The organism is Streptomyces sp. NPDC048185, from assembly GCF_043202495.1.
In the GTDB taxonomy this organism is placed as follows: Bacteria; Actinomycetota; Actinomycetes; order Streptomycetales; family Streptomycetaceae; genus Streptomyces.
Genome location: NZ_JBIDAN010000001.1, coordinates 45,856 through 65,052, shown reverse-complemented (window position 1 = coordinate 65,052; position 19,197 = coordinate 45,856). Strand labels below are relative to the sequence as shown.

Below are 19,197 nucleotides of genomic sequence, written 5' to 3'. Positions count from 1 at the left end.
GCGTCTCGGGTGAGCCTGGAACGGCAGCCGCGCATGGCGATATGTCCTCACTCAGGGTGTCCACGCCCTGGTTCGACGAAATCGGCGGTGAGAGTTCCTGGCTCCCGGGACCGTACTCGCGTACTGCCCCGGTGACAGTGGCGGGACCGCGCCGGACTCGCACCGGCTTCCTCTCCTGCCGCCGTAATGGCTCCGGAAGTCCACCACGGCCCGCGAACACCCGTCAACTTGCTGTTGACCTGCAGCGGGGGAGTGTGCGGAGGCCCACACACGGGCGGTGTGCGCCGGCACGGAAAAAGCGCGGGGCGCGGGACGGTGGAGTCCGTCCCGCGCCCCGCGCACGATGTGCGCCCGGCGGTCAGGCGACGATCAGGTAGATGCCGTACGCCACCGCCGCCGCACAGGCCGCGAAGCAGGCGTAGGCACCGGTCACCGCGAGCACCGCGGAACCGCCCTGGGCGGCGGCCCGCTCCTGGCGGGAGAGGCCGACGACGCCGAGGGTGAACAGGGCCACCAGGGCCACGGTGGCCACGAGGCTGACGCCGAAGACGGAGCCGAGGGCTGCCCAGTCGATTGTCATGGCGGTTCTCTTCCTTCGTACCCGGACGCGGGCTCAGACGGTGGTGGCGGCCGACGGGGTCTTGGTGTCGGCGACGGCGGCCGGGGCCGCGACGGTGGCGGTGAGCTCCTCGCTCACGCCCGCGGGGGGCGGGGTCACGGCGGCGATCGCCGTGGTCACCACGCCGGCCGGCTCGGGCTCGCCGCCGCCGTTGACGTTGGTGTGGTCGACGACCTCGCGCCGGGAGATCCGCCAGATCGCGAAGCTGGAGGCGAGCAGGAAGACCGCGACGAGCGCCGTGCCCCAGTCCCCGAAGCCGCAGATCCACTCGGCGAGGGCGGCGACCAGGGCCGCGGCCGGCAGGGTCAGGCCCCAGGCGACGAACATGCGGGTGGCCGTGGACCAGCGGACCACACCGCCCTTGCGGCCGAGGCCCGCGCCCATGACCGCGCCGGAGACCGAGTGGGTGGTGGAGAGGGAGAAGCCGAGGTGCGAGGAGGCCAGGATGACCGTCGCGGCGCTGGTCTGGGCGGCGAAGCCCTGCTGCGGCTGGAGGTCGGTGAGGCCCTTGCCCATGGTGCGGATGATGCGCCAGCCGCCGAGGTAGGTGCCGAGCGCGATGGCCATGCCCGCGGACAGGATGACCCACACGGGCGGGTTCGAGCCGGGGGCGAGGGCGCCGCCGGCGATCAGGGCGAGGGTGATGATGCCCATCGTCTTCTGGGCGTCGTTGGTGCCGTGGGCGAGCGAGACCAGGCCGGCCGAGGCGATCTGCCCGGCGCGGTAGCCCTTCTCCGCGGCCTTGCCGTCGGCCTTGCGGCCGAGCGAGTACGTCAGCCGGGAGGCGAGCATCGCCGCGACACCCGCGACGATCGGGGCGGCGACGGCCGGCAGGAGCACCTTGGTGACGAGCACGTCGCCGTGGACGGCGCCGATGCCCGCCGAGGCGACGGCGGCGCCGATCAGGCCGCCCATCAGGGCGTGCGAGGAGCTGGACGGAAGCCCGACCAGCCAGGTCAGCAGGTTCCAGAGGATCGCGCCGACCAACGCGGCGAAGATGACCTCGGGACGGATGCCGGTCTCGTCGACGAGACCCTTGGAGATCGTGTTGGCGACCTCCACCGAGAGGAAGGCGCCCACAAGGTTCAGCACGGCGGACATGGCCACCGCGACCTTGGGTTTGAGTGCACCGGTCGAAATGGTCGTTGCCATCGCGTTCGCGGTGTCGTGGAAACCGTTCGTGAAATCGAACGCGAGAGCGGTTACCACCACAATCGCGAGGATCAGCGAGAAGCTTTCCATTTACCCAGGCAATCGTTCGAGGTCATTGGCGCGTCGAACGTAGGTAACCAGAGTGAACGGGAGATGAACTGGACCGGGCGTCATGGTGACCGGAAACGGGGTCGTGACCTCCGTGAACGCCTGCGCTGCGTGCCCGCGCCGGCGCTCTCCGGAGACGTGCCTGGCAGGATCGCCGCGGGGCGCCGGACCGCGGCGCGGTGAGGGGCGTCCGGGACGCCCGACGGGAGGCTTGGACTGTGACGGAATCGCGGGTCGGGCAGGTGTCCGGGGAGGAGTCCGAGGCCTGGGAGGCGCTCGTCGCGACGGCCCGGCGGACGGTGACCGACGGGCTGGTCGTCGGCACGTCCGGCAACGTCTCGGTACGGGTCGGCGACACGGTGCTGATCACCCCTTCGGGTGTGCCCTACGACCGTCTGGCCCCCGGCGACGTGACGGGCGTCGACCTCGGCGGCCGGCAGGTGCTCGGCACGCTGGTCCCGACCAGCGAGCTGCCCATGCACCTCGCCGTGTACCGCACCACCGACGCCCGCGCCGTCGTCCACACCCACGCCGTGCACGCGACGGCGGTCTCCCTGCTCGTCCCCGAGCTGCCGCTCGTCCACTACATGGCCGCCGCGCTCGGCGGCCCGGTCCGGGTCGCGCCCTACGCGACCTACGGCACCGACGAACTCGCCCGCGCCATGCTGGCCGCCCTCGCCGACCGCAGCGGCTGCCTCCTGCGCAACCACGGCACGATCACCTACGGCGACACGCTCGACCAGGCCTACGACCGCACCGCCCAGCTGGAGTGGATGTGCCGCCTGTGGCTGACGGCCTCCTCGGTCCCGGGCCGCACGCCGTCCCTGCTGACCACGGCCCAGCTGGACGAGGTGACGGAACGCCTGCGCGGCTACGGCCAGCCGACCTGACGGACCCCTGCCGGAGGGCTGTCCCTCGTCACACCGAGTGACGGGCACCCGCTGGGCAGCCCGGCGGCCGACCGGTGCGGGGGACCGTGGGGGCGCATGCGGAGGCGCCCCCTGGCCGCCGGGCGAGCGGCCCGCGCTCCACGGTGCCGGGCCCGGGTGCCGGTGCTCGGCGGCTGTGGGCAGCCCGGACGCGCGCCGTCCGTCGCGCCGGTCCGGCGGGCGGGCGCGCGTGCAGGGGCGTGGTGCGGGGCGTCCGTCGCCGGGCCGGGAGACGTCCGCCGCTCGGCGGCGCGGCGGTGGGTGCCGCACCGGACCGGCGGTCGGCGGTGCCGTGCCGTGGCACGTGCGTGGTGGTGGTGGGGGGGGAGCCACGGCGGCGGCCGGTCGTCGCCGGCACCGGCCGCGGCACGGAGCCCGGGGGTTACGGGGCGGCTTCGGGGGTACCGGCAGTCGAGCCGGTCCATGGTCCGGTCCGGCCGGGCGTCGTCACTCCGTGTCGTCCGCCCGCTGGCCGCCCACGGACTCCACCGGGAGACTGGCCCCATGCGCACTGTCACAGCAACGGCCGCCGCAGTCACCGCAGCCCTGGCGGCGGCCGGCGCAGCGAGCGTCGCCGCCGGCCGGCTGGCCAGCGACGCCGCGCTCAAGGCGCCCCCCGGCCGGCCCCTGCCCACCGAACCCCGGCTCACCGTGCACGGGACCGCCGCCGGGCAGATCACCCTCACCCGGGACCTCGCCGCGCTGCGCCCCGGCCGCTACGGCCTGGCGGGCGACGCGGCCCACGCGGTCGTCGGCCCCGTCCTGAGCAACGCGCAGCACGGCGCCGACACCGTCGTGCGCCGCCTGGAAAGCGTCACGCACGGCACCTTCGACACCGGTGACCGGGTCTGGCTCACCCCCAACCTGTACGTCGGCACTCCCGGCACCGCCCTCGGCCTGGACCACACCGAGGTCGACGTCCCCGGCGAACTCGGCCCGCTCCCGGCGTGGTTCGTGCCCGGCGCCCGCCCCACCTGGGTCATCGCCGTGCACGGCCTGGGCACCACCCGGGAACACGCCCTGAACCTCATGGCACCCCTGCACGGCCGGCACGTCCCGGTGCTGGCCGTCTCCTGCCGCGGCGACGCCGGCGCCCCGCCCTCGCCCGACGGCCTGCACCACTTCGGCGAGACCGAGTGGCACGACCTGGACGCCGCCGTCCACTACGCCCTCGACCACGGCGCCCGCAAGATCGTCCTGCTCGGCTGGTCCACCGGCGCCACCATGGCCCTGCGCACCGCCGCGCGCTCCGCCGCCCGCGACCGCATCGCGGGACTCGTCCTGGACTCCCCGGTCCTCGACTGGGAGACCACCCTGCGTGCCCTGGCCGCCGCCCGCCGGACGCCCGGCGTGCTGCTGCCCCTCGCGGTCCGCGCCGCGCAGGGCCGTGCCGGACTGCACGCCGACGGCGCCGCCGACCGGGCCGCCCGCGAGGCCCTCACCGTGCCGGCCCTCGTCTTCCACGGCCCCGACGACACGGTCGCCCCCTGGCGGTCCACCCGCCGCTTCGCCGACGCCCACCCGCGTCTGGTCTCCCTCCACACCGTCCGGGACGCCCCGCACGGCGCCATGTGGAACGCCGACCCCGAGTCCTACCTGGAGACCCTGCGCCGTTTCCTGACCCCCCTGGTGTGACCCCCGCGGGCCCTGCCCCGCCGGGCGCCGCTCGGATTCCGTTCGGGGCCGCGCCGATGGCCGGTTCTCCCTCCCCGGCCGCCTGCCGAGGCCCCTCGCGGGCCGTCCCCGCCGCCGCCGCGGGCATTCCGTTTGGGTTTTCGGACCGTCAACCGGAAGACTGCACCCGTGACGTCCCGTATCCCGCGCGACTCCAGGCTTCGACTCGTCCGTCCGCGACCCCTGGCCGCCGCCCCCAGAGCGGTGAACCAGCGCCGTACGCACCGCGCCGCACCGCGCCCCCCGGAGGGCACACCGGCCCGGTCGGAACTGGCCCGAATGGCACGCTCCGGCCTGGCCGACGCCGCCCGCATCGCCCGCTGGGCCGACGCCGCCCTCGGCCGCGGCAGCGCGACCGCCGACGGCAAGGCCACCCTGTCCGACGCGACCGCCGAACACGCGGCCCGCGAGCTGGGCCTGACCGTGGCCGAGGTCCGCGCCGACTGGGACACCGCCCGCCTCGCCGGTCTGGTCGAGGTCCACGGCGGCACCGCCCGCCCCGGCTGGCGCCTGCGCGCCTGGAACCGCGACGACAGCGCCGTACTGCGCGGCTGGGTCGCCCTCTTCGACGCCTGGTCGCTCGCCCACCCCGAGCCCGACGGTCACGAACCCGCCGCCGTCGCCGAGGTCGTCTCCGCGATGCCCCAGGTGCTCTCCTTCCTCCAGCTGTCCGCCGGACCGGTGCCCGTCGCACAGCTGCTGGACCTGCTGGAGCAGCGCGTCACCGAACTGCGCACCGAGCGCTGCGAGGTCCCCTACGGCCCCCGGCTGGAACCGGGGACCCCCGAGGCCCCGCAGCCGGAGCAGCCCGCCGACGACGCGGACGACGCCCCGCTCGCCCCCCTGCTCGACTGGGCCCTGCACGCCCTGGCCGCCGTCGGCGCCCTCACCTGCGGCGACGGACACGCCACCCTCACCCCGCTGGGCAGCTGGGCGGTGTGGGTCAAGCTGGAGCAGATCTGCGTGGCCGCGCAGAGCCCCGCCGGGAACATCGAACAGTCGGCCGAGGCGATGCTGCGCGGCTGCGGCCGGCTCCGCCCCAACGCGGCCCGCGCCGAGTACCGCGCCTGGCTCGCCGCCCGGCCCGTCGGCAGCGCCGTCACCGAGTTGCTCGCCGCCGCCCGCGGCGAGGACGCCCTGCTCCGCGGCCTCGCCTTCGAGGCGCTGCGCGTCGTCGGCGCCCCGGCCGAGCCCGACGTCCGCGCCGTGCTCGACGAGCCCACGCTGCGCCCGTACGCCCTGCTGTGGCTGGCCGAGCACGACGGCGCCGACCCGGAGGACGCCCACGAGGTCCTCACCCGCCAGGAGGCCACCTGGCTGTGGGTGGACACCGCGGCCGCCGTCGCCGACCACGGCGAGGCCCCGCTGCTCGTCCGGCACCTGGAGTCCGCCGTGCAGCCCACCGTCCCGGCCCTCCTCGACGAGGTCCGTGCCGTCGGGCACCCGCGCACCGTGCAGGTCCTGGTCGCCCTCGCCGCCGCCCACCCCGACCCGGCGCTGGCCAAGGCCGTACGCCGGGCCGCCTTCCAGGTGCACACGGGAGGCAGCTGAACGGGGCGCCCCGGCGGGCGGGGACCGGCCCCGGACGTCAGCCCGGGATCTCGGGCGCGTACGTCCCGAAGCTCCAGATGTTGCCCTCCAGGTCCCGCGCCATGTAGTCCCGCGAGCCGTAGTCCTGGTCCGTCGGGGGCATGAGGATCTCGGCGCCGTGCTCCACGGCCCGCCGGTGGTGTGCGTCGACGTCGTCCACCACGACGTACACCCCGGTCGTGCCGGCGTTCTTCATGGCCTCGTCGAAGCGGCTGCCCGTGCCCCGGGAGCCGAGCATCACCGCGCCGTTGCCCTGGGCCAGCTCGGCGTGCGCGACCGAGCCGTCCTCGCCCTCGTACACGGCCAGTTCCGTGAACCCGAAGGCCTGCGTGAGCTGGCGGACCGCCGCCCTGGCGTCCGCGTACAGCAGCGTCGGGTAGACGCTCGGGCGGCCGCCGTCCATGTCTGCCATGCCGATCACTCCCTTGTGAGCCGGTGCCGGTGACCGGACGCCGGGAGGCCCCGGGACCCGGCCCGTCGTCCAGTCTGGCACCGGCCGCCGACAACGCCCGTGACCAGCGCATCCGAACAGGGGAGCCCCGAACACGGGGCCGCGGACGCCGGCGCCCGGGAAAAGTGGTTGCACGGCCCCGTTAGACTGGCCCCATGGCCATTCTCCTCGCGCATTAGACGGCGGGAAACGTCCTCAGCCGCCCATCCCGTCAACCACCCGCCCTGGAGTCTGACCGTGATCTCCGCCTCCGGCATCGAGCTGCGCGCCGGTGCCCGCGTCCTCATCGAAAGCGCCACCTTCCGCGTCGCCAAGGGCGACCGCATCGGCCTGGTCGGCCGCAACGGCGCCGGCAAGACCACCCTCACCAAGGTCCTCGCCGGCGAGGGCATCCCCGCCGGCGGCACCGTCACCCGCTCCGGCGAGGTCGGCTACCTCCCGCAGGACCCGCGCACCGGCGACCTCGACGTGCTGGCCCGCGACCGCATCCTCTCCGCCCGCGGTCTGGACACCCTGATCCGCAAGATGCGCGAGAACGAGCAGCGCATCGCCAACGGACAGGGCGCGACCCGGGAGAAGGCGCTCAAGCAGTACGAGCGCCAGGAGACGGAGTTCCTCACCAAGGGCGGATACGCCGCCGAGGCCGAGGCCGCGACCATCGCCGCCGCGCTCAACCTGCCCGACCGTGTGCTCGGCCAGCCCCTGCACACGCTCTCCGGCGGACAGCGCCGCCGCGTCGAGCTGGCGCGGATCCTGTTCTCCGACGCGGACACGCTGCTGCTCGACGAGCCCACGAACCACCTCGACGCCGACTCGATCGTCTGGCTGCGGGACTACCTGAAGACCTACCGCGGCGGCTTCATCGTGATCTCCCACGACGTCGACCTGGTCGAGACGGTCGTCAACAAGGTGTTCTACCTGGACGCCAACCGCTCCCAGATCGACGTCTACAACATGGGCTGGAAGCTCTACCAGCAGCAGCGCGAGGCCGACGAGAAGCGCCGCAAGCGCGAGCGCGCCAACGCCGAGAAGAAGGCCGCCGCCCTGCACTCGCAGGCCGACAAGATGCGTGCCAAGGCCACCAAGACGGTCGCCGCGCAGAACATGGCCCGCCGCGCCGACAAGCTGCTGTCCGGACTGGAGGCCGTCCGCCAGTCCGACAAGGTCGCCAAGCTCCGCTTCCCCGAGCCCGCGCCCTGCGGCAAGACCCCGCTGACCGCCGAGGGCCTGTCCAAGTCGTACGGCTCGCTGGAGATCTTCACCGACGTCGACCTGGCCATCGACAAGGGCTCCCGCGTCGTCATCCTCGGACTCAACGGCGCCGGCAAGACGACCCTGCTGCGCCTGCTGGGCGGCGTGGAGAAGCCCGACACCGGCGCGGTCGTCGAGGGCCACGGCCTCAAGCTCGGCTACTACGCGCAGGAGCACGAGACCCTCGACCCCGAGCGGACCGTCCTGGAGAACATGCGCTCCGCCGCGCCCGACATGGACCTCGTGGAGGTCCGCAAGGTGCTCGGCTCGTTCCTGTTCTCCGGTGACGACGTCGACAAGCCGGCCGGTGTCCTCTCCGGCGGCGAGAAGACCCGCCTGGCGCTGGCCACCCTCGTGGTCTCCTCGGCGAACGTGCTGCTGCTCGACGAGCCGACGAACAACCTCGACCCGGCCAGCCGCGAGGAGATCCTCGGCGCGCTGCGCACCTACAAGGGCGCGGTCGTGCTCGTCACCCACGACGAGGGCGCGGTCGAGGCGCTCCAGCCGGAGCGGATCATCCTGCTCCCGGACGGCGTCGAGGACCTGTGGGGCTCCGACTACGCGGATCTCGTCGCCCTCGCTTGATCGAATGGATGATCCACTGGGTATGGATCATTCGGCCGATCCGTGATCCACCATCTGTGTGAGATCTCCTCATCATGAGGTGTGTCCTACATCGATTTCGCGGCCGGCGCCCCCACGGTGGAGGCCCCGGCCGCGCGCCTTTCTGACCTGCTGTTTCGCCAGGGAACCCGTTCGGCCGTAGGCGCGGAAATCTCTGGAACGGTCCATTCCGCATGTGCAGACGCGCTCCTGTCGTCACCACCTCGTCTCATCGACCTTGCCGAATGGGTGGCCATGAGGCCCAGGAGGGGTGATCATGAGGAGACCAGAGCGCACTTCCCATGAGGAGGCACGGGTGGCCGAGACTCTGAAGAAGGGCAGCCGGGTGACCGGCGCCGCGCGCGACAAGCTCGCGGCAGACCTGAAGAAGAAGTACGACGCCGGTGCGAGCATCCGGGCGTTGGCCGAGGAAACCGGCCGCTCGTATGGCTTTGTGCACCGCATGCTCAGCGAGTCGGGCGTCACGCTCCGAGGGCGTGGCGGGGCGACCCGGGGCAAGAAGGCCGCATCGGCCTGATCCTCCCGGGCGACCCCTCGGCTCCGAAAGTGAAGGTGGTCACCCGGTCGGTCGTCGGACCGTCCGGGTGGTTACTGTGCAGTCACTTAGCCCTGTCGTGACCGACCGGCGTGCCGGCCGGCGTGCGACGGGGACGACGACCGCACCTTTCGGAGGCGCCCCATGGCTTCGCCCGCCCACGACCCCGCTCCCGTACTCGACAAGGACGGCGTGCGGCTCACCGTCGACGACGCGATCGCCACGGTGACGCTGACCAACCCGGCCAAGCGCAACGCGCAGAGCCCCGCTCTGTGGCGGGCGCTCACCGAGGCGGGCCGGCTGCTGCCGGGCTCCGTCCGGGTCGTCGTGCTGCGGGCCGAGGGCAAGTCCTTCTCGGCCGGCCTCGACCGGCAGGCGTTCACGCCCGAGGGCTTCGACGGCGAACCGTCGTTCATCGACCTCGCCCGGGGCGGGGACGCCGAGCTGGACGGGACCATCGCCGAGTACCAGGACGCGTTCACCTGGTGGCGGCGCAGCGACATCGTCTCCGTCGCCGCCGTGCAGGGCCACGCCATCGGGGCCGGTTTCCAGCTGGCCCTCGCCTGTGACCTGCGGGTCGTCGCGGACGACGTGCAGTTCGCCATGCGCGAGACCAGCCTCGGCCTCGTGCCGGACCTGACGGGCACGCATCCCCTGGTGTCCCTCGTCGGGTACGCCCGCGCGCTGGAGATCTGCGCGACCGGGCGCTTCGTCACGGCCGAGGAGGCCGTGAACACCGGCCTCGCCAACCTCGCCGTGCCCGCGGACCAGCTCGACGGCGCCGTGCACGACCTGGTCTCCGCGGTCCTGTCCGCGCCGCGCGACGCGGTCGTGGAGACCAAGGCGCTGCTCCAGGGCGCCCAGAGCCGGGACTACGAGACACAGCGCGCCGCGGAGCGCGCCGCCCAGGGCCGCCGACTGCGCGACCTGGCCGGCCTCGGCGACTGACCCCCCGGCGGCCGCACCGGCTTCGTCGCCCCGGCACTGTCCGTACCGCCCCCGTCCGCTCCGGGTCGCTTCGGTGCGGGGTTCAGCCGATCGCCGTCACCAGTACCGCCACCGTGGGGTGGTCCGGCAGGGCCTCGGTCACCGCTGCACGGACGCGCCGGGCCACCTCCACGGCCGGCCGGTCCGCGTCGACCGCCAGCTCGATCCGGACGTGGCGGCGCGGCAGGGCCGCCTCCCGTCCGGCGTCCGGCGCCGAGATGTGCACCGGACGGCCCAGCGTGCCGGACAGCCCCCGCACCCCGGGGACCGCCAGCGCGGCCCCCGCGGCCCGGCCCTCGTCCGTGTCGTCCGCTTCCGCGCGGGCCACCGCGCCGTCGGCGGGCCCGGTGCCCGGCCCCGGTGCGGGAGCCGAGGCCGGCTCCTGCGCCGCGTCGAGCAGATCCGTCGCCCGCAGATCCACCTCCGTCACCGTCAGACCGATCCGGTGCGTCGCCGCCTCGGCCAGCGCCGCGCGCAGCCGGTCGGCCGCGGCCGGCAGCGGCTCGGCCGCCGACGCGGCGAAGTCGGCCGTCACCCGCAGCGGACCGGGCGGCAGCGCGCTCGGCGGCGCCGGTACGACCGGTTCCCGTGTCTCCTGCGGGGCGGCGAGGGCGATGCGCAGGCGTCCGGGCCGTACGCCCGGCACGTCCCGGACCGCGGCCAGCAGTGCTTCCCGCACCGCGCGCTCGGCGACCCACGCGCCGTCCCGCGGCCCGCCCAGGGGCAGCAGCCTGCCGAGCCCCAGCTGCTCCCGTACCGTCCGCGTCCACCGCTCAGGCGTTGTCATTCCTTCAGCCTGCCGCATCCCCGGCGCGCGATCGCGTCACCGTGCTTACGGTGGGAAACAAGGACGACCGAAGGGATGTGCGGACATGAGCGACTTGACGGAGAAGGACGCACCGGAGACCGCGAGGACGCAGGCGGTCCGGCGCGGAGGAGGCGAGCCCGGCAGCCGCGGCCGGACCACCATCGCCGACGGCGTCGTGGAGAAGATCACCGGAATGGCGGCACGCGACGTCGCGGGTGTGCACGCCCTGGGCAGCGGGATGGCCCGCACCTTCGGCGCCGTGCGGGACCGGGTGCCCGGCGGGTCCAAGTCGGTGACGCGCGGGGTGAAGGCCGAGGTCGGTGAGAAGCAGACCGCGCTCGATCTGGAGATCGTCGTCGAGTACGGCGTGTCGATCAGCGATGTGGCCCGGGACGTGCGGGAGAACGTGGTGGCGGCGGTGGAGCGGATGACCGGCCTCGAGGTCGTCGAGGTCAACATCGCCGTGAGCGACGTGAAGCTGCCGGACGAGGAGGACGAGGAACCGGCCGAGCCGCGGATCAGGTGACGGTGACGACGGATTGAGGGGAGCGCACCATGAGCATGGCGGTGGTCGGCATGATCGCCGGGATGGCGTTGGGATTCGCCGGGTACTTCGGCGGGTTCGGAGCCTTCGTGTTGGTGGCGGCCCTGGGCGCCGTCGGGTTCGTCGTCGGCCGGCTCCTGGAGGGTGACATGGACCTCGGCGACCTGTTCCGCACCCGCGACGACCGGCGGCGGTGACCGCCGTGAGCGAGGGGACCGGTGAGGTCCGTGACGGCGTGACACCGGTTCCCGCGGGGCAGCGCGGGGCCACGCGAATCGCCGACCGGGTCGTCGCCAAGATCGCCGCCCAGGCGGCCCGGGAGGCGGTCGGTGCGCTCCACCCGGACGCGGAACGCCCGCACGCCACCGTCGTCGTCCACCACGACATCGCGCGCGTACGCGTCCACGTCGAACTCGACTACCCCTGCGACATCGGCGCCCGCTGCGGGCAGGTGCGTCACCAAGTCGTCCAGCGGGTGCGCGGGCTGGCCGGCATGGCGGTGCCGGAGGTCGGCGTCCAGGTGGAGCGGCTGCACCTGGCGGCGGAGTACGGCGCGCGGCAGCGGAGGACGCGATGAGCGAACCCCTGGGCTCCGAGGGCAGCACGGAGCGCCCGCCCGCCATGGAGAAGACGGACGACACCGGGCCCCCGCCGCCGTCCCCGGCCGAGGACGAGCGCGGGCCGCGGGGCCGCTTCTGGTCGGCGCGCCGCGTCCCCGCGGGCATCGTCGCCCTGCTGCTCCTGATCGCCGCGGGCGCCTTCCTCTACGACGTCGTCGCCGTCCGCGCCGGCCGTTCCGCCCTCGGCTGGCGCCGGGACCTGGCCCAGCAGCTCGCCGAGCGCCCCCTCGACGACACGTGGGTGCGGGTCGGGGCCGGCGTCGCCGCCGCCCTCGGGCTCTGGCTGCTCGTGCTGGCGGTCACGCCCGGCCTGCGCAGGGTCCTGCCGATGCGGCGCACCCGTCCGGACGTACGCGCGGGACTGCACCGGGACGCCGCCGCGGCGGTGCTGCGCGACCGGGCCGTGGAGGTCGCCGGCGTGCAGTCGACGCGCGTGAAGATGCGCCGCGGGAAGGCCAAGGTGCGCGCGCTCGCGCACTTCAGGGAACTGGACGACGTACGAGCCGATCTGGACGGGGTGCTCGACGACACGGTGCGGGGGCTGGGCCTGGCCCGTCCGCCCGCCGTGTCGGTCCGGGTGACGCGGCCGGGACGGAAGGGGTGAGAGCCGTGCTCAGGACCGTCGACCGGGTACTGCTGGGGCTCGTGGGCCTGGTGCTGATCGCCGTGGGCGGCGCGGTGCTCGCGGTGTCGTACGGCGTGTCGCCCCCCTCGTGGTGGGTGCACCAGGGGCCGCACGACGTGCTGCTGAGCCAGGCCGAGCGGACCCGCTGGCGGGACTCCGGCTGGTGGTGGCCGGTCGTCATCGCCGCGCTCGCCGTCCTGCTGCTGCTCGCCCTGTGGTGGCTGGTCTCGGTACTGCGCCGCCGCCGGCTCTCGGAGGTCCTCGTCGACACCGGCGACGGCGAGGGCGCGGCCCTGCGCGGCCGGGCCCTCGAGGGCGTCCTCGTTCAGGAGACGGACCGGGTGGACGGGGTCGAGCGGGCCAGGGTCCGGCTCACCGGGCGGCGCGACGCTCCGCGGGCCCGCATCCGGCTGCTGCTGGCCCCGCACGTCGACCCCGGCACCGCGCTGGACGACCTCACCGCGCGCGCCCTCACCCACGCCCGCGACTCGGCCGGCCTCGCGGCGCTCCCGGCGGAGGTACGCCTCCACGGCGTCAAGCACCACGCCGAACGCGTCAGCTGACCCCGCCCCGGGAACAGAGACCCGGGCCACCCGCCGAACCTCCCCCGCCCGGACGGAGGGGCGGGGGAGGGCGACGGCCGGCTCTAGAAGCCGTGGCGGCCTCCGCCGTCCACCGGCAGCATCACGCCCGTCACGTACGACGCCGCGGGCGACAGCAGGAAAGCCGCCGCGCGGCCGAACTCCTGCGGGCCGCCGTAACGGCGCAGCGGGATGCGGGACTCGACCGCGGCCCTGGTCGCCTCCGGGTCGGCGGACAGGGCGTCCAGCTCGCGCACCCGGTCGGTGTCGATGCGGCCCGGCAGCAGGCCGACGACGCGGATGCCGCGCGGGCCCAGCTCGTCGGCGAGGGACTTGGCGAAACCCGCCAGCCCCGGCCGCAGGCCGTTGGAGATGGTCAGGCCCGGGATCGGCTCGTGCACGGAACCCGACAGCACGAAGCCGATGACGCCGCCGTCGTCCAGCTCGGCGGCCGCCGTGCGGGCCAGCCGCACCGCCCCGAGGAACACGGACTCGAACGCGGCCTGCCACTGCTCGTCGGTGTTGTCGGCGACGAAGCCCGGCGGCGGCCCGCCCACACTGATCAGGACGCCGTCGAAGCGCCCGAAACGCTCACGGGCGGCCGCGACCAGGCGGGCGGCGGCCTCGGGGTCGGCGTTGTCGGCGGCCACGCCCACCGCGTCCGGCCCCAGCGCGTCCGCGGCCTCCGCGACGCTCTTGTCGTCGCGCCCCGTGACCACCACCTTCGCGCCGTCGGCGACCAGCTCGCGCGCGGCGGCGTTGCCCAGGCCGCGGGTGCCTCCGGTGACGACGTACACCCGGTCCTTCAGTCCAAGATCCATGGCCTCTATCCTGCCTCCTCCTCGCCGAACAGCGCGAGGGCGGTGTTCACCAGGCCGATGTGGCTGAACGCCTGCGGGAAGTTCCCGAGCTGGCGGCCCGCCACCGGGTCGTACTCCTCGGCCAGCAGCCCCACGTCGTTGGCGAGCCCCACCAGCCGCTCGAACAGCTCCCGGGCCTCCTCGGTCCGGCCGGTCGCGTGCAGCGCGTCCGCGTACCAGAACGAGCACACCAGGAACGTGCCCTCGCCACCCGGCAGGCCGTCCACGGGCGGGCCCTCGGTGCTGTAGCGGCGCACCAGGCCGTCCCGGGTCAGCTCCTTCCCGATCGCGTCGACCGTGCCGACGACGCGCGGATCGTCCGCGGGCAGGAAGCCCACCCGGGGGATGAGGAGCAGCGCGGCGTCCAGCTCCGTCGAACCGTAGGACTGGGTGAAGGTGTTGCGGTCCGGGTCGTAGCCCCTCTCGCACACCTCCCGGTGCACCTCCGCGCGCAGCGTGCGCCAGCCGTCCAGGTCGCCGCTCAGCTCCGGGTGGGCCTCCAGGGTGCGCACCGCCCGGTCGGCGGCCACCCAGGCCATGACCTTCGAGTGCACGAACTGCCGGCGCCCGCCGCGCACCTCCCACAGCCCCTCGTCGGGCTGCCGCCACACCGTGGTCAGGAAGTCCATCAGGGCGCACTGGAGCTCCCACATCTGCGGCTTCGGGTGCATGCCCGCCAGCCGGGCCAACGACAGGGAGTCCATGACCTCGCCGTACACGTCCAGCTGGAGCTGGTCCACGGCGCCGTTGCCGATCCGCACCGGCGCCGACCCGGCGAAGCCGGACAGCCACGGCAGTTCGGACTCGGGCAGCCGCCGCTCGCCCGCCACGCCGTACATGATCTGCAGGTCGGCCGGGTTGCCCGCGACCGCGCGCAGCAGCCAGTCGCGCCACGCCTCGGCCTCCTCCAGATAGCCCGCCGACAGCAGGGCGCCCAGGGTGAGCGTGGAGTCGCGCAGCCAGCAGAAGCGGTAGTCCCAGTTGCGGACGCCGCCCGGTTCCTCGGGCAGCGAGGTGGTGGCGGCGGCCACGATGCCGCCGGTCGGCCGGTAGGTGAGTGCCTTCAGCGTGATCAGGGAGCGCACCACGGCGTCCCGGTGCGGACCGTCGTATCGGCAGTGGGCGGCCCAGGCACGCCAGTCCTCGACGCTGTGCCGCAGCGACTCGTACGGGTCGATCAGCGGCGGGCGCGGCTCGTGCGAGGGGTGCCAGGTGAGGACGAACGCGACCTTCTCGCCCGCGGCGACCGTGAACTCCGCGTGGGTCCCGAAGTCCTCGCCCCAGCCGCGCACCTCCGGCTCGCTGCGCAGCCACGCGGAGTCCGGTCCGGCGACGGCCACCCGGTGACCGTCGGTCCTGCGCAGCCACGGCACGATCGAGCCGTAGTCGAAGCGCAGCCGCAGCTCGCTGTGCACGGTGACCTCGCCGCGCAGGCCCTCCACGATCCGCACCAGGTCGGGGGCGCGGTCGCGCTGGGGCATGAAGTCGGTGACCCGGACGGCGCCGTCGTCCGTCTCCCACTCCGTGTCCAGCACGAGGGTGTCGGGGCGGTAGGCGCGCCGGGTGCAGTGGCCGGCGCCCACGGAGGCGACGCGCCAGTGGCCGTTGTCCTCGTCGCCGAGCAGCTTGGCGAAGCAGGCGGCGGAGTCGAAGCGGGGCAGGCACAGCCAGTCCACGGAGCCGTCCGTGGAGACCAGGGCCGCGGTCTGCTGGTCGCCGATGAGCGCGTAGTCCTCGATGCGGGGGTGCACGGGGGTCCGTCTTCCCGGCCGGTGGCGGAGCAATCGGCTCCGGACCGGCGGCCGCACGCCCCGCGGGCGTGCCGCTACACGGCGGCGGGTTCGGCCTCCGCGGTCTCCACGTCCTCGGGGGACTCCCGGTCGCGCTTCTCGCGGCGGACGAGGATCCACCAGCCCACCGGGACGGCCGCGGAGAACAGCCACCACTGGATCGCGTACGCGTAGTTCAGGGCGGCGTCCTCGTTGCCCGGCTTGCCGATCGGCTCGGGGGTGCCGTCCTTCGCCTCGGGCGCCGTGAGGACGATGTACCCGCCCAGCACCCGCGCGTTCAGGCGGGCGGCCTCCTGCTCGCTGTCGATGAGCATGATCTGCCGGTCCGGGAGGCCCTCGAGGTCCTTGATGCCGCTCGCGGCGGTCGTCTCGTCCGGCATCATCCGGCCGGTGACGGTGATCTCCCCCCGGGGCGGTGCGGGGACCTCGGGGTACTCGGTCTGGCTGGGGCCGTCCGCGGGGATCCAGCCCCGGTTGACGAGCAGGACCTTGCCGTCGTCGAGGACGAACGGGGTCAGCACGTGATAGCCGATCTTGTCCTGGGCGTTCGTGCGCCGGCGGACGACGACCTCGTGATCCGTGTCGAAGCGGCCCTTCGCGGTCACGGTGCGGTACCGCTCGTGCGTGGTGATCCTCTTGCCGGGAGCGGTGAGCGACTCCACGGGCACCGGCTCCGCGCCCAGCGCGTCGGCGACCAGGTCGTTCCGGGCGGTGCGCTCCTCGTAGCGGTGCATCTGCCAGAAGCCCAGCTTGATCATCGTCGGGATGAGCAGCAGGGCCACCAGCGTGAGGATCACCCACTGGCGGGACAACAGGAAGCGGTACACCCCACGACGGTACAACTCGGTCGCGGGGTGCGGTGCGGCGGGTACGGCTTGCGTGCCCGGTCCGGAGTCAGACCTTGTCGACGATGCCCGCCCTCCCCTCGGCGCGGGCGCAGTGGGCGCCGCAGTACCAGTGGCCCTCGACCTCGACGCCCTGGCCGATGATCTGCACCCGGCAGTGCTCGCAGATGGGGGCCATCCGGTGGATCGCGCAGGAGAAGCAGTCGAAGACGTGCACCGCCCCCTGCGCGTGGATCTCGAAGGTCATTCCGTAGTTGTTGCCGCAGACTTCGCATGTCGCCATGCGCCACAGGGTGAGCCGTCGCCGCGGCACGGGCGAGCGGGCGCCGGGCGAGTCGCCCGGCAATCACCCGTCCGTACGGCTCGCCCGGCTCAGCCGTCCGCCGGCTCGACGTCCCGCAGCAGCTGTCCGAAGGCCGCCTCGTCCACCACCGGCGTGCCGTACTGCCGGGCCTTGACCACCTTGGACGTCCCCGAGTCGGGGTCGTTGGTGACCAGCAGGCTGGTCAGCCGGGACAGGCTGCCGGCGACGTGCAGCCCGGCCTCGGTCGCGCGGTCCTCCAGCAGGTCCCGCTCGACCGAGGTGTCACCCGAGAAGGCGACCCGCATGCCCTGCTTGAGACGTTTGCCCTCTTCGTACCGTCCCGGGTTGGGATAGGGGCATGCGGGCCTTTTGCGGGAGGGGCGCCAACTGCTCTGCCGGGTCCCGCCGTAGCCCGCCTGCTGCCCGATGCGGGGCGTGGGCCGGTCCGACCACTCCGTCAGCGGCAGGCACTCGTGCAGCGGCAGCCGCAGACCGCCCGCCGCCGCGGCCCGCAGGGACGGCCGGAACGCCTCCGCCAGCACGCGCGCGTCGTCGAGCGCGTGGTGCGCCCGCTGCTGCACGACGCCGAAGTGCGCGGCCAGCGACTCCAGCTTGTGATTGGGCAGCGGCAGCCCCAGCTCCTTGGAGAGCGCGATGGTGCACAGCCGTTGGCGCACCGGGGCGGCACCCTCCGCGCGCGCGTACTCCCGGGCGATCATCTGCCAGTCGAAGACGGCGTTGTGCGCGACGAGCACCCGCCCGTCGAGCCGGGCCGCGAACTCCTGGGCGACGTCCCGGAACAGGGGCGCCCCCTGGAGCATCTCGCTCGTCAGTCCGTGTATCCACACCGGTCCCGGGTCCCGCTCCGGATTGACCAGGGTGTACCAGTGGTCCTCGACCTCTCCGCGCGCGTCCAGCCGGTAGACGGCCGCCGAGATGATGCGGTCGTGGCGGGCCAGGCCGGTGGTCTCCACGTCGACGACCGCGTACCCCTGCGGATACGCGGCCGGCCACGCGGTGGCGGACGACGCTGCGGTCGTGCGGTCTTCGAGCATGGTCCATGAGGATACGGGCCGGGACCGACAGTCCCGTCCCGCAGGTGCCCCGTCGGGCCCGGCTCACCGGTGCCGCGTCAAGTCCGGCCGCCCGGGAGCGGGTTGCCGCGGCCTCGGCCGCCCCGCCGCCCGCGGAGCGTGGTCCGGGTGTCCCGGCGGCCCGGGCCGCGGACTCCCGCGTGTGACGGAACCCACGCGCGCCGAGGGTCCGGCCGGCCGGGTCTCACCAGCGGATCGGCACCGGAAGCGCCGTCAGCAGCCCGGACACGGCGACCGCCAGACCCAGGGCGACGACCTCACCGGCCGCGGGGGAGCAGGCGGACAGCGGGTCGGCGGCGCGGCCCAGCCGCACCCGGGCCCACAGGGCGAGGACGGCGACGGCCACCACCAGGACCACCTTGGCGAGCAGCACCCTCCCGTACGCGGTGTCGGTCAGCTGGTGCAGGATCGTGCCCGCCGGCATCCGGCGCAGCGAACTGCACGCCCCCGTCGCCGTGATGGCGGCGAGCAGAACGGCCGCCACGCGCGCGTAGAGGCCCAGCAGGGCCGCGCCCGCCGCGGCGCCCCGCCACACCCGCAGGACGCGCAGCGCGTACAGCAGACCGCCCACCCACAGCGACGCGCACGTCAGGTGCACCAGGGTCAGGGCGGAGCCGGTCAGGGGGCTGTACTCGGTGGTGGGGTGGGCGCGCAGGGCCTCCGCGACGACCACGGCGGCCAGCGGCCAGACCTGGGTGCCCGGCCGGCCCGAGACGGCGCACAGGCCCGCGACGAGGAACGCGTTGACCTCGAGGAGCGCGAGCTTGCCGTCGCGGGACTCGTAGAGGCCGCCGACGTCGATCTCGGCGATGCCGCCCGGCACCAGGTTGCCGGTGGCCACGACCGACGCGAGCCCCAGCGCGGCGACGAACGCGACGGCGTTCGCACGGGGGGACCAGCTGCGGGGCCGGTCCGGGGGAGCGCCGGGCAGGCGCCGGGTCAGCCGGTTCACGAACAGCTCACCGGCCGGGATGCTCAGCGCCGCGAACAGCACCGTGCGCAGCAGGGCGATGCCGCCGGTGCCGGGCGCTTCGGCCTCCCCGGTGCCGTGCAGGGCGGGGGACGGGCCGAGCACGGGTATCAGCGCGCCCAGCGCCACCAGCACGAGGACGGCCGCGGCCCGGCCGGCGCCGGAGGGCCGCGCGTGCCGCCCGCTGTCGGTGGGCCGGGACGGGGGTCTTGTCGAGGTCACCCCGAGATCTTCAC

General features: G+C 74.3%; 21 protein-coding genes and 1 riboswitch. Of the genes, 11 read left to right on the top strand and 10 right to left on the bottom strand.

The window, feature by feature from the left end:
• Positions 1-70: 70 nt before the first annotated feature.
• Positions 71-221: riboswitch (cobalamin riboswitch) on the bottom strand.
• A gap of 137 nt (positions 222-358) precedes the next feature.
• Positions 359-580 carry a hypothetical protein gene (locus ACGF3H_RS00330; protein ID WP_362493858.1) on the bottom strand — a complete coding sequence of 74 codons (222 nt, stop codon included), beginning with the start codon at positions 578-580 and terminating at the stop codon, positions 359-361.
• A gap of 33 nt (positions 581-613) precedes the next feature.
• Complete coding sequence (locus ACGF3H_RS00325) at positions 614-1,861, bottom strand: inorganic phosphate transporter (RefSeq protein WP_362493856.1); 1,248 nt, start codon at positions 1,859-1,861, stop codon at positions 614-616.
• Positions 1,862-2,097: 236 nt separating this feature from the next.
• On the opposite strand from ACGF3H_RS00325, the gene ACGF3H_RS00320 reads away from it, so the two are divergent.
• The 3 genes from ACGF3H_RS00320 (at position 2,098) to ACGF3H_RS00310 (ending at position 6,033) form a co-directional block, all read left to right on the top strand.
• Positions 2,098-2,769, top strand: coding sequence for a class II aldolase/adducin family protein (locus ACGF3H_RS00320; RefSeq protein ID WP_362493853.1), 672 nt, complete (start codon positions 2,098-2,100; stop codon positions 2,767-2,769).
• A gap of 543 nt (positions 2,770-3,312) precedes the next feature.
• The gene (locus ACGF3H_RS00315; RefSeq protein WP_362493851.1) at positions 3,313-4,443 is read left to right on the top strand and encodes an alpha/beta fold hydrolase; all 1,131 of its coding nucleotides are present in this window, start codon (positions 3,313-3,315) and stop codon (positions 4,441-4,443) included.
• A gap of 168 nt (positions 4,444-4,611) precedes the next feature.
• Positions 4,612-6,033 carry a hypothetical protein gene (locus ACGF3H_RS00310; RefSeq protein ID WP_362493848.1) on the top strand — a complete coding sequence of 474 codons (1,422 nt, stop codon included), beginning with the start codon at positions 4,612-4,614 and terminating at the stop codon, positions 6,031-6,033.
• 37 nt (positions 6,034-6,070) lie between these two features.
• On the opposite strand, the gene ACGF3H_RS00305 is transcribed toward ACGF3H_RS00310, so the two are convergent.
• Entirely contained in the window at positions 6,071-6,484 is a 414-nt protein-coding gene (locus ACGF3H_RS00305) for a VOC family protein (protein ID WP_362493845.1), read from the bottom strand.
• Positions 6,485-6,760: 276 nt separating this feature from the next.
• On the opposite strand from ACGF3H_RS00305, the gene abc-f reads away from it, so the two are divergent.
• From abc-f to ACGF3H_RS00290, 3 genes are all read left to right on the top strand, one after another.
• The gene (abc-f, locus tag ACGF3H_RS00300; protein ID WP_362493843.1) at positions 6,761-8,359 is read left to right on the top strand and encodes a ribosomal protection-like ABC-F family protein; all 1,599 of its coding nucleotides are present in this window, start codon (positions 6,761-6,763) and stop codon (positions 8,357-8,359) included.
• Between the two features lie 334 nt (positions 8,360-8,693).
• Entirely contained in the window at positions 8,694-8,915 is a 222-nt protein-coding gene (locus ACGF3H_RS00295; RefSeq protein WP_018567695.1) for a helix-turn-helix domain-containing protein, read from the top strand.
• A 162-nt stretch (positions 8,916-9,077) separates the two neighbouring features.
• Positions 9,078-9,881, top strand: coding sequence for an enoyl-CoA hydratase/isomerase family protein (locus ACGF3H_RS00290; RefSeq protein ID WP_362493840.1), 804 nt, complete (start codon positions 9,078-9,080; stop codon positions 9,879-9,881).
• Positions 9,882-9,963: 82 nt separating this feature from the next.
• On the opposite strand, the gene ACGF3H_RS00285 is transcribed toward ACGF3H_RS00290, so the two are convergent.
• Entirely contained in the window at positions 9,964-10,707 is a 744-nt protein-coding gene (locus ACGF3H_RS00285) for a nucleopolyhedrovirus P10 family protein (protein ID WP_362493837.1), read from the bottom strand.
• Positions 10,708-10,792: 85 nt separating this feature from the next.
• Here ACGF3H_RS00285 and ACGF3H_RS00280 point away from each other — a divergent pair, with 85 nt between their 5' ends.
• From ACGF3H_RS00280 to amaP, 5 genes are read left to right on the top strand one after another with little or no spacing between them, the layout of a single operon-like run.
• Positions 10,793-11,254 (top strand): Asp23/Gls24 family envelope stress response protein, encoded by a 462-nt coding sequence (locus tag ACGF3H_RS00280; RefSeq protein WP_362493834.1) that lies wholly within the window; start codon positions 10,793-10,795, stop codon positions 11,252-11,254.
• 29 nt (positions 11,255-11,283) lie between these two features.
• Positions 11,284-11,469, top strand: a complete 186-nt coding sequence (locus tag ACGF3H_RS00275) for a hypothetical protein (protein WP_362493831.1) — start codon at positions 11,284-11,286, stop codon at positions 11,467-11,469.
• Positions 11,466-11,849, top strand: coding sequence for a hypothetical protein (locus ACGF3H_RS00270; protein WP_362493827.1), 384 nt, complete (start codon positions 11,466-11,468; stop codon positions 11,847-11,849). The genes ACGF3H_RS00275 and ACGF3H_RS00270 overlap by 4 nt, the downstream gene beginning before the upstream one ends.
• Complete coding sequence (locus ACGF3H_RS00265) at positions 11,846-12,496, top strand: DUF6286 domain-containing protein (RefSeq protein WP_362493825.1); 651 nt, start codon at positions 11,846-11,848, stop codon at positions 12,494-12,496. Before ACGF3H_RS00270 ends, ACGF3H_RS00265 begins: the two co-directional genes overlap by 4 nt.
• Positions 12,493-13,080 carry an alkaline shock response membrane anchor protein AmaP gene (amaP, locus tag ACGF3H_RS00260; protein WP_362493824.1) on the top strand — a complete coding sequence of 196 codons (588 nt, stop codon included), beginning with the start codon at positions 12,493-12,495 and terminating at the stop codon, positions 13,078-13,080. The genes ACGF3H_RS00265 and amaP overlap by 4 nt, the downstream gene beginning before the upstream one ends.
• 83 nt (positions 13,081-13,163) lie before the next feature.
• Here amaP and ACGF3H_RS00255 read toward each other — a convergent pair whose 3' ends face one another.
• The 6 genes from ACGF3H_RS00255 to ACGF3H_RS00230 all read right to left on the bottom strand — a co-directional run bounded on the left by ACGF3H_RS00255 (position 13,164) and on the right by ACGF3H_RS00230 (position 19,183).
• Positions 13,164-13,919: an SDR family oxidoreductase gene (locus tag ACGF3H_RS00255; protein ID WP_362493821.1), complete on the bottom strand. Its 756-nt coding sequence runs from the start codon at positions 13,917-13,919 to the stop codon at positions 13,164-13,166.
• Positions 13,920-13,924: 5 nt separating this feature from the next.
• Entirely contained in the window at positions 13,925-15,709 is a 1,785-nt protein-coding gene (locus ACGF3H_RS00250) for a glycoside hydrolase family 15 protein (protein ID WP_362493820.1), read from the bottom strand.
• A 74-nt stretch (positions 15,710-15,783) separates the two neighbouring features.
• Complete coding sequence (locus tag ACGF3H_RS00245; RefSeq protein WP_362493817.1) at positions 15,784-16,575, bottom strand: SURF1 family protein; 792 nt, start codon at positions 16,573-16,575, stop codon at positions 15,784-15,786.
• A gap of 67 nt (positions 16,576-16,642) precedes the next feature.
• Positions 16,643-16,876 carry a hypothetical protein gene (locus ACGF3H_RS00240; protein WP_079160512.1) on the bottom strand — a complete coding sequence of 78 codons (234 nt, stop codon included), beginning with the start codon at positions 16,874-16,876 and terminating at the stop codon, positions 16,643-16,645.
• Positions 16,877-16,965: 89 nt separating this feature from the next.
• Positions 16,966-17,952 carry a DEDDh family exonuclease gene (locus ACGF3H_RS00235; RefSeq protein WP_362493814.1) on the bottom strand — a complete coding sequence of 329 codons (987 nt, stop codon included), beginning with the start codon at positions 17,950-17,952 and terminating at the stop codon, positions 16,966-16,968.
• Between the two features lie 223 nt (positions 17,953-18,175).
• Complete coding sequence (locus ACGF3H_RS00230; RefSeq protein ID WP_362493813.1) at positions 18,176-19,183, bottom strand: CopD family protein; 1,008 nt, start codon at positions 19,181-19,183, stop codon at positions 18,176-18,178.
• Positions 19,184-19,197: the final 14 nt, after the last annotated feature.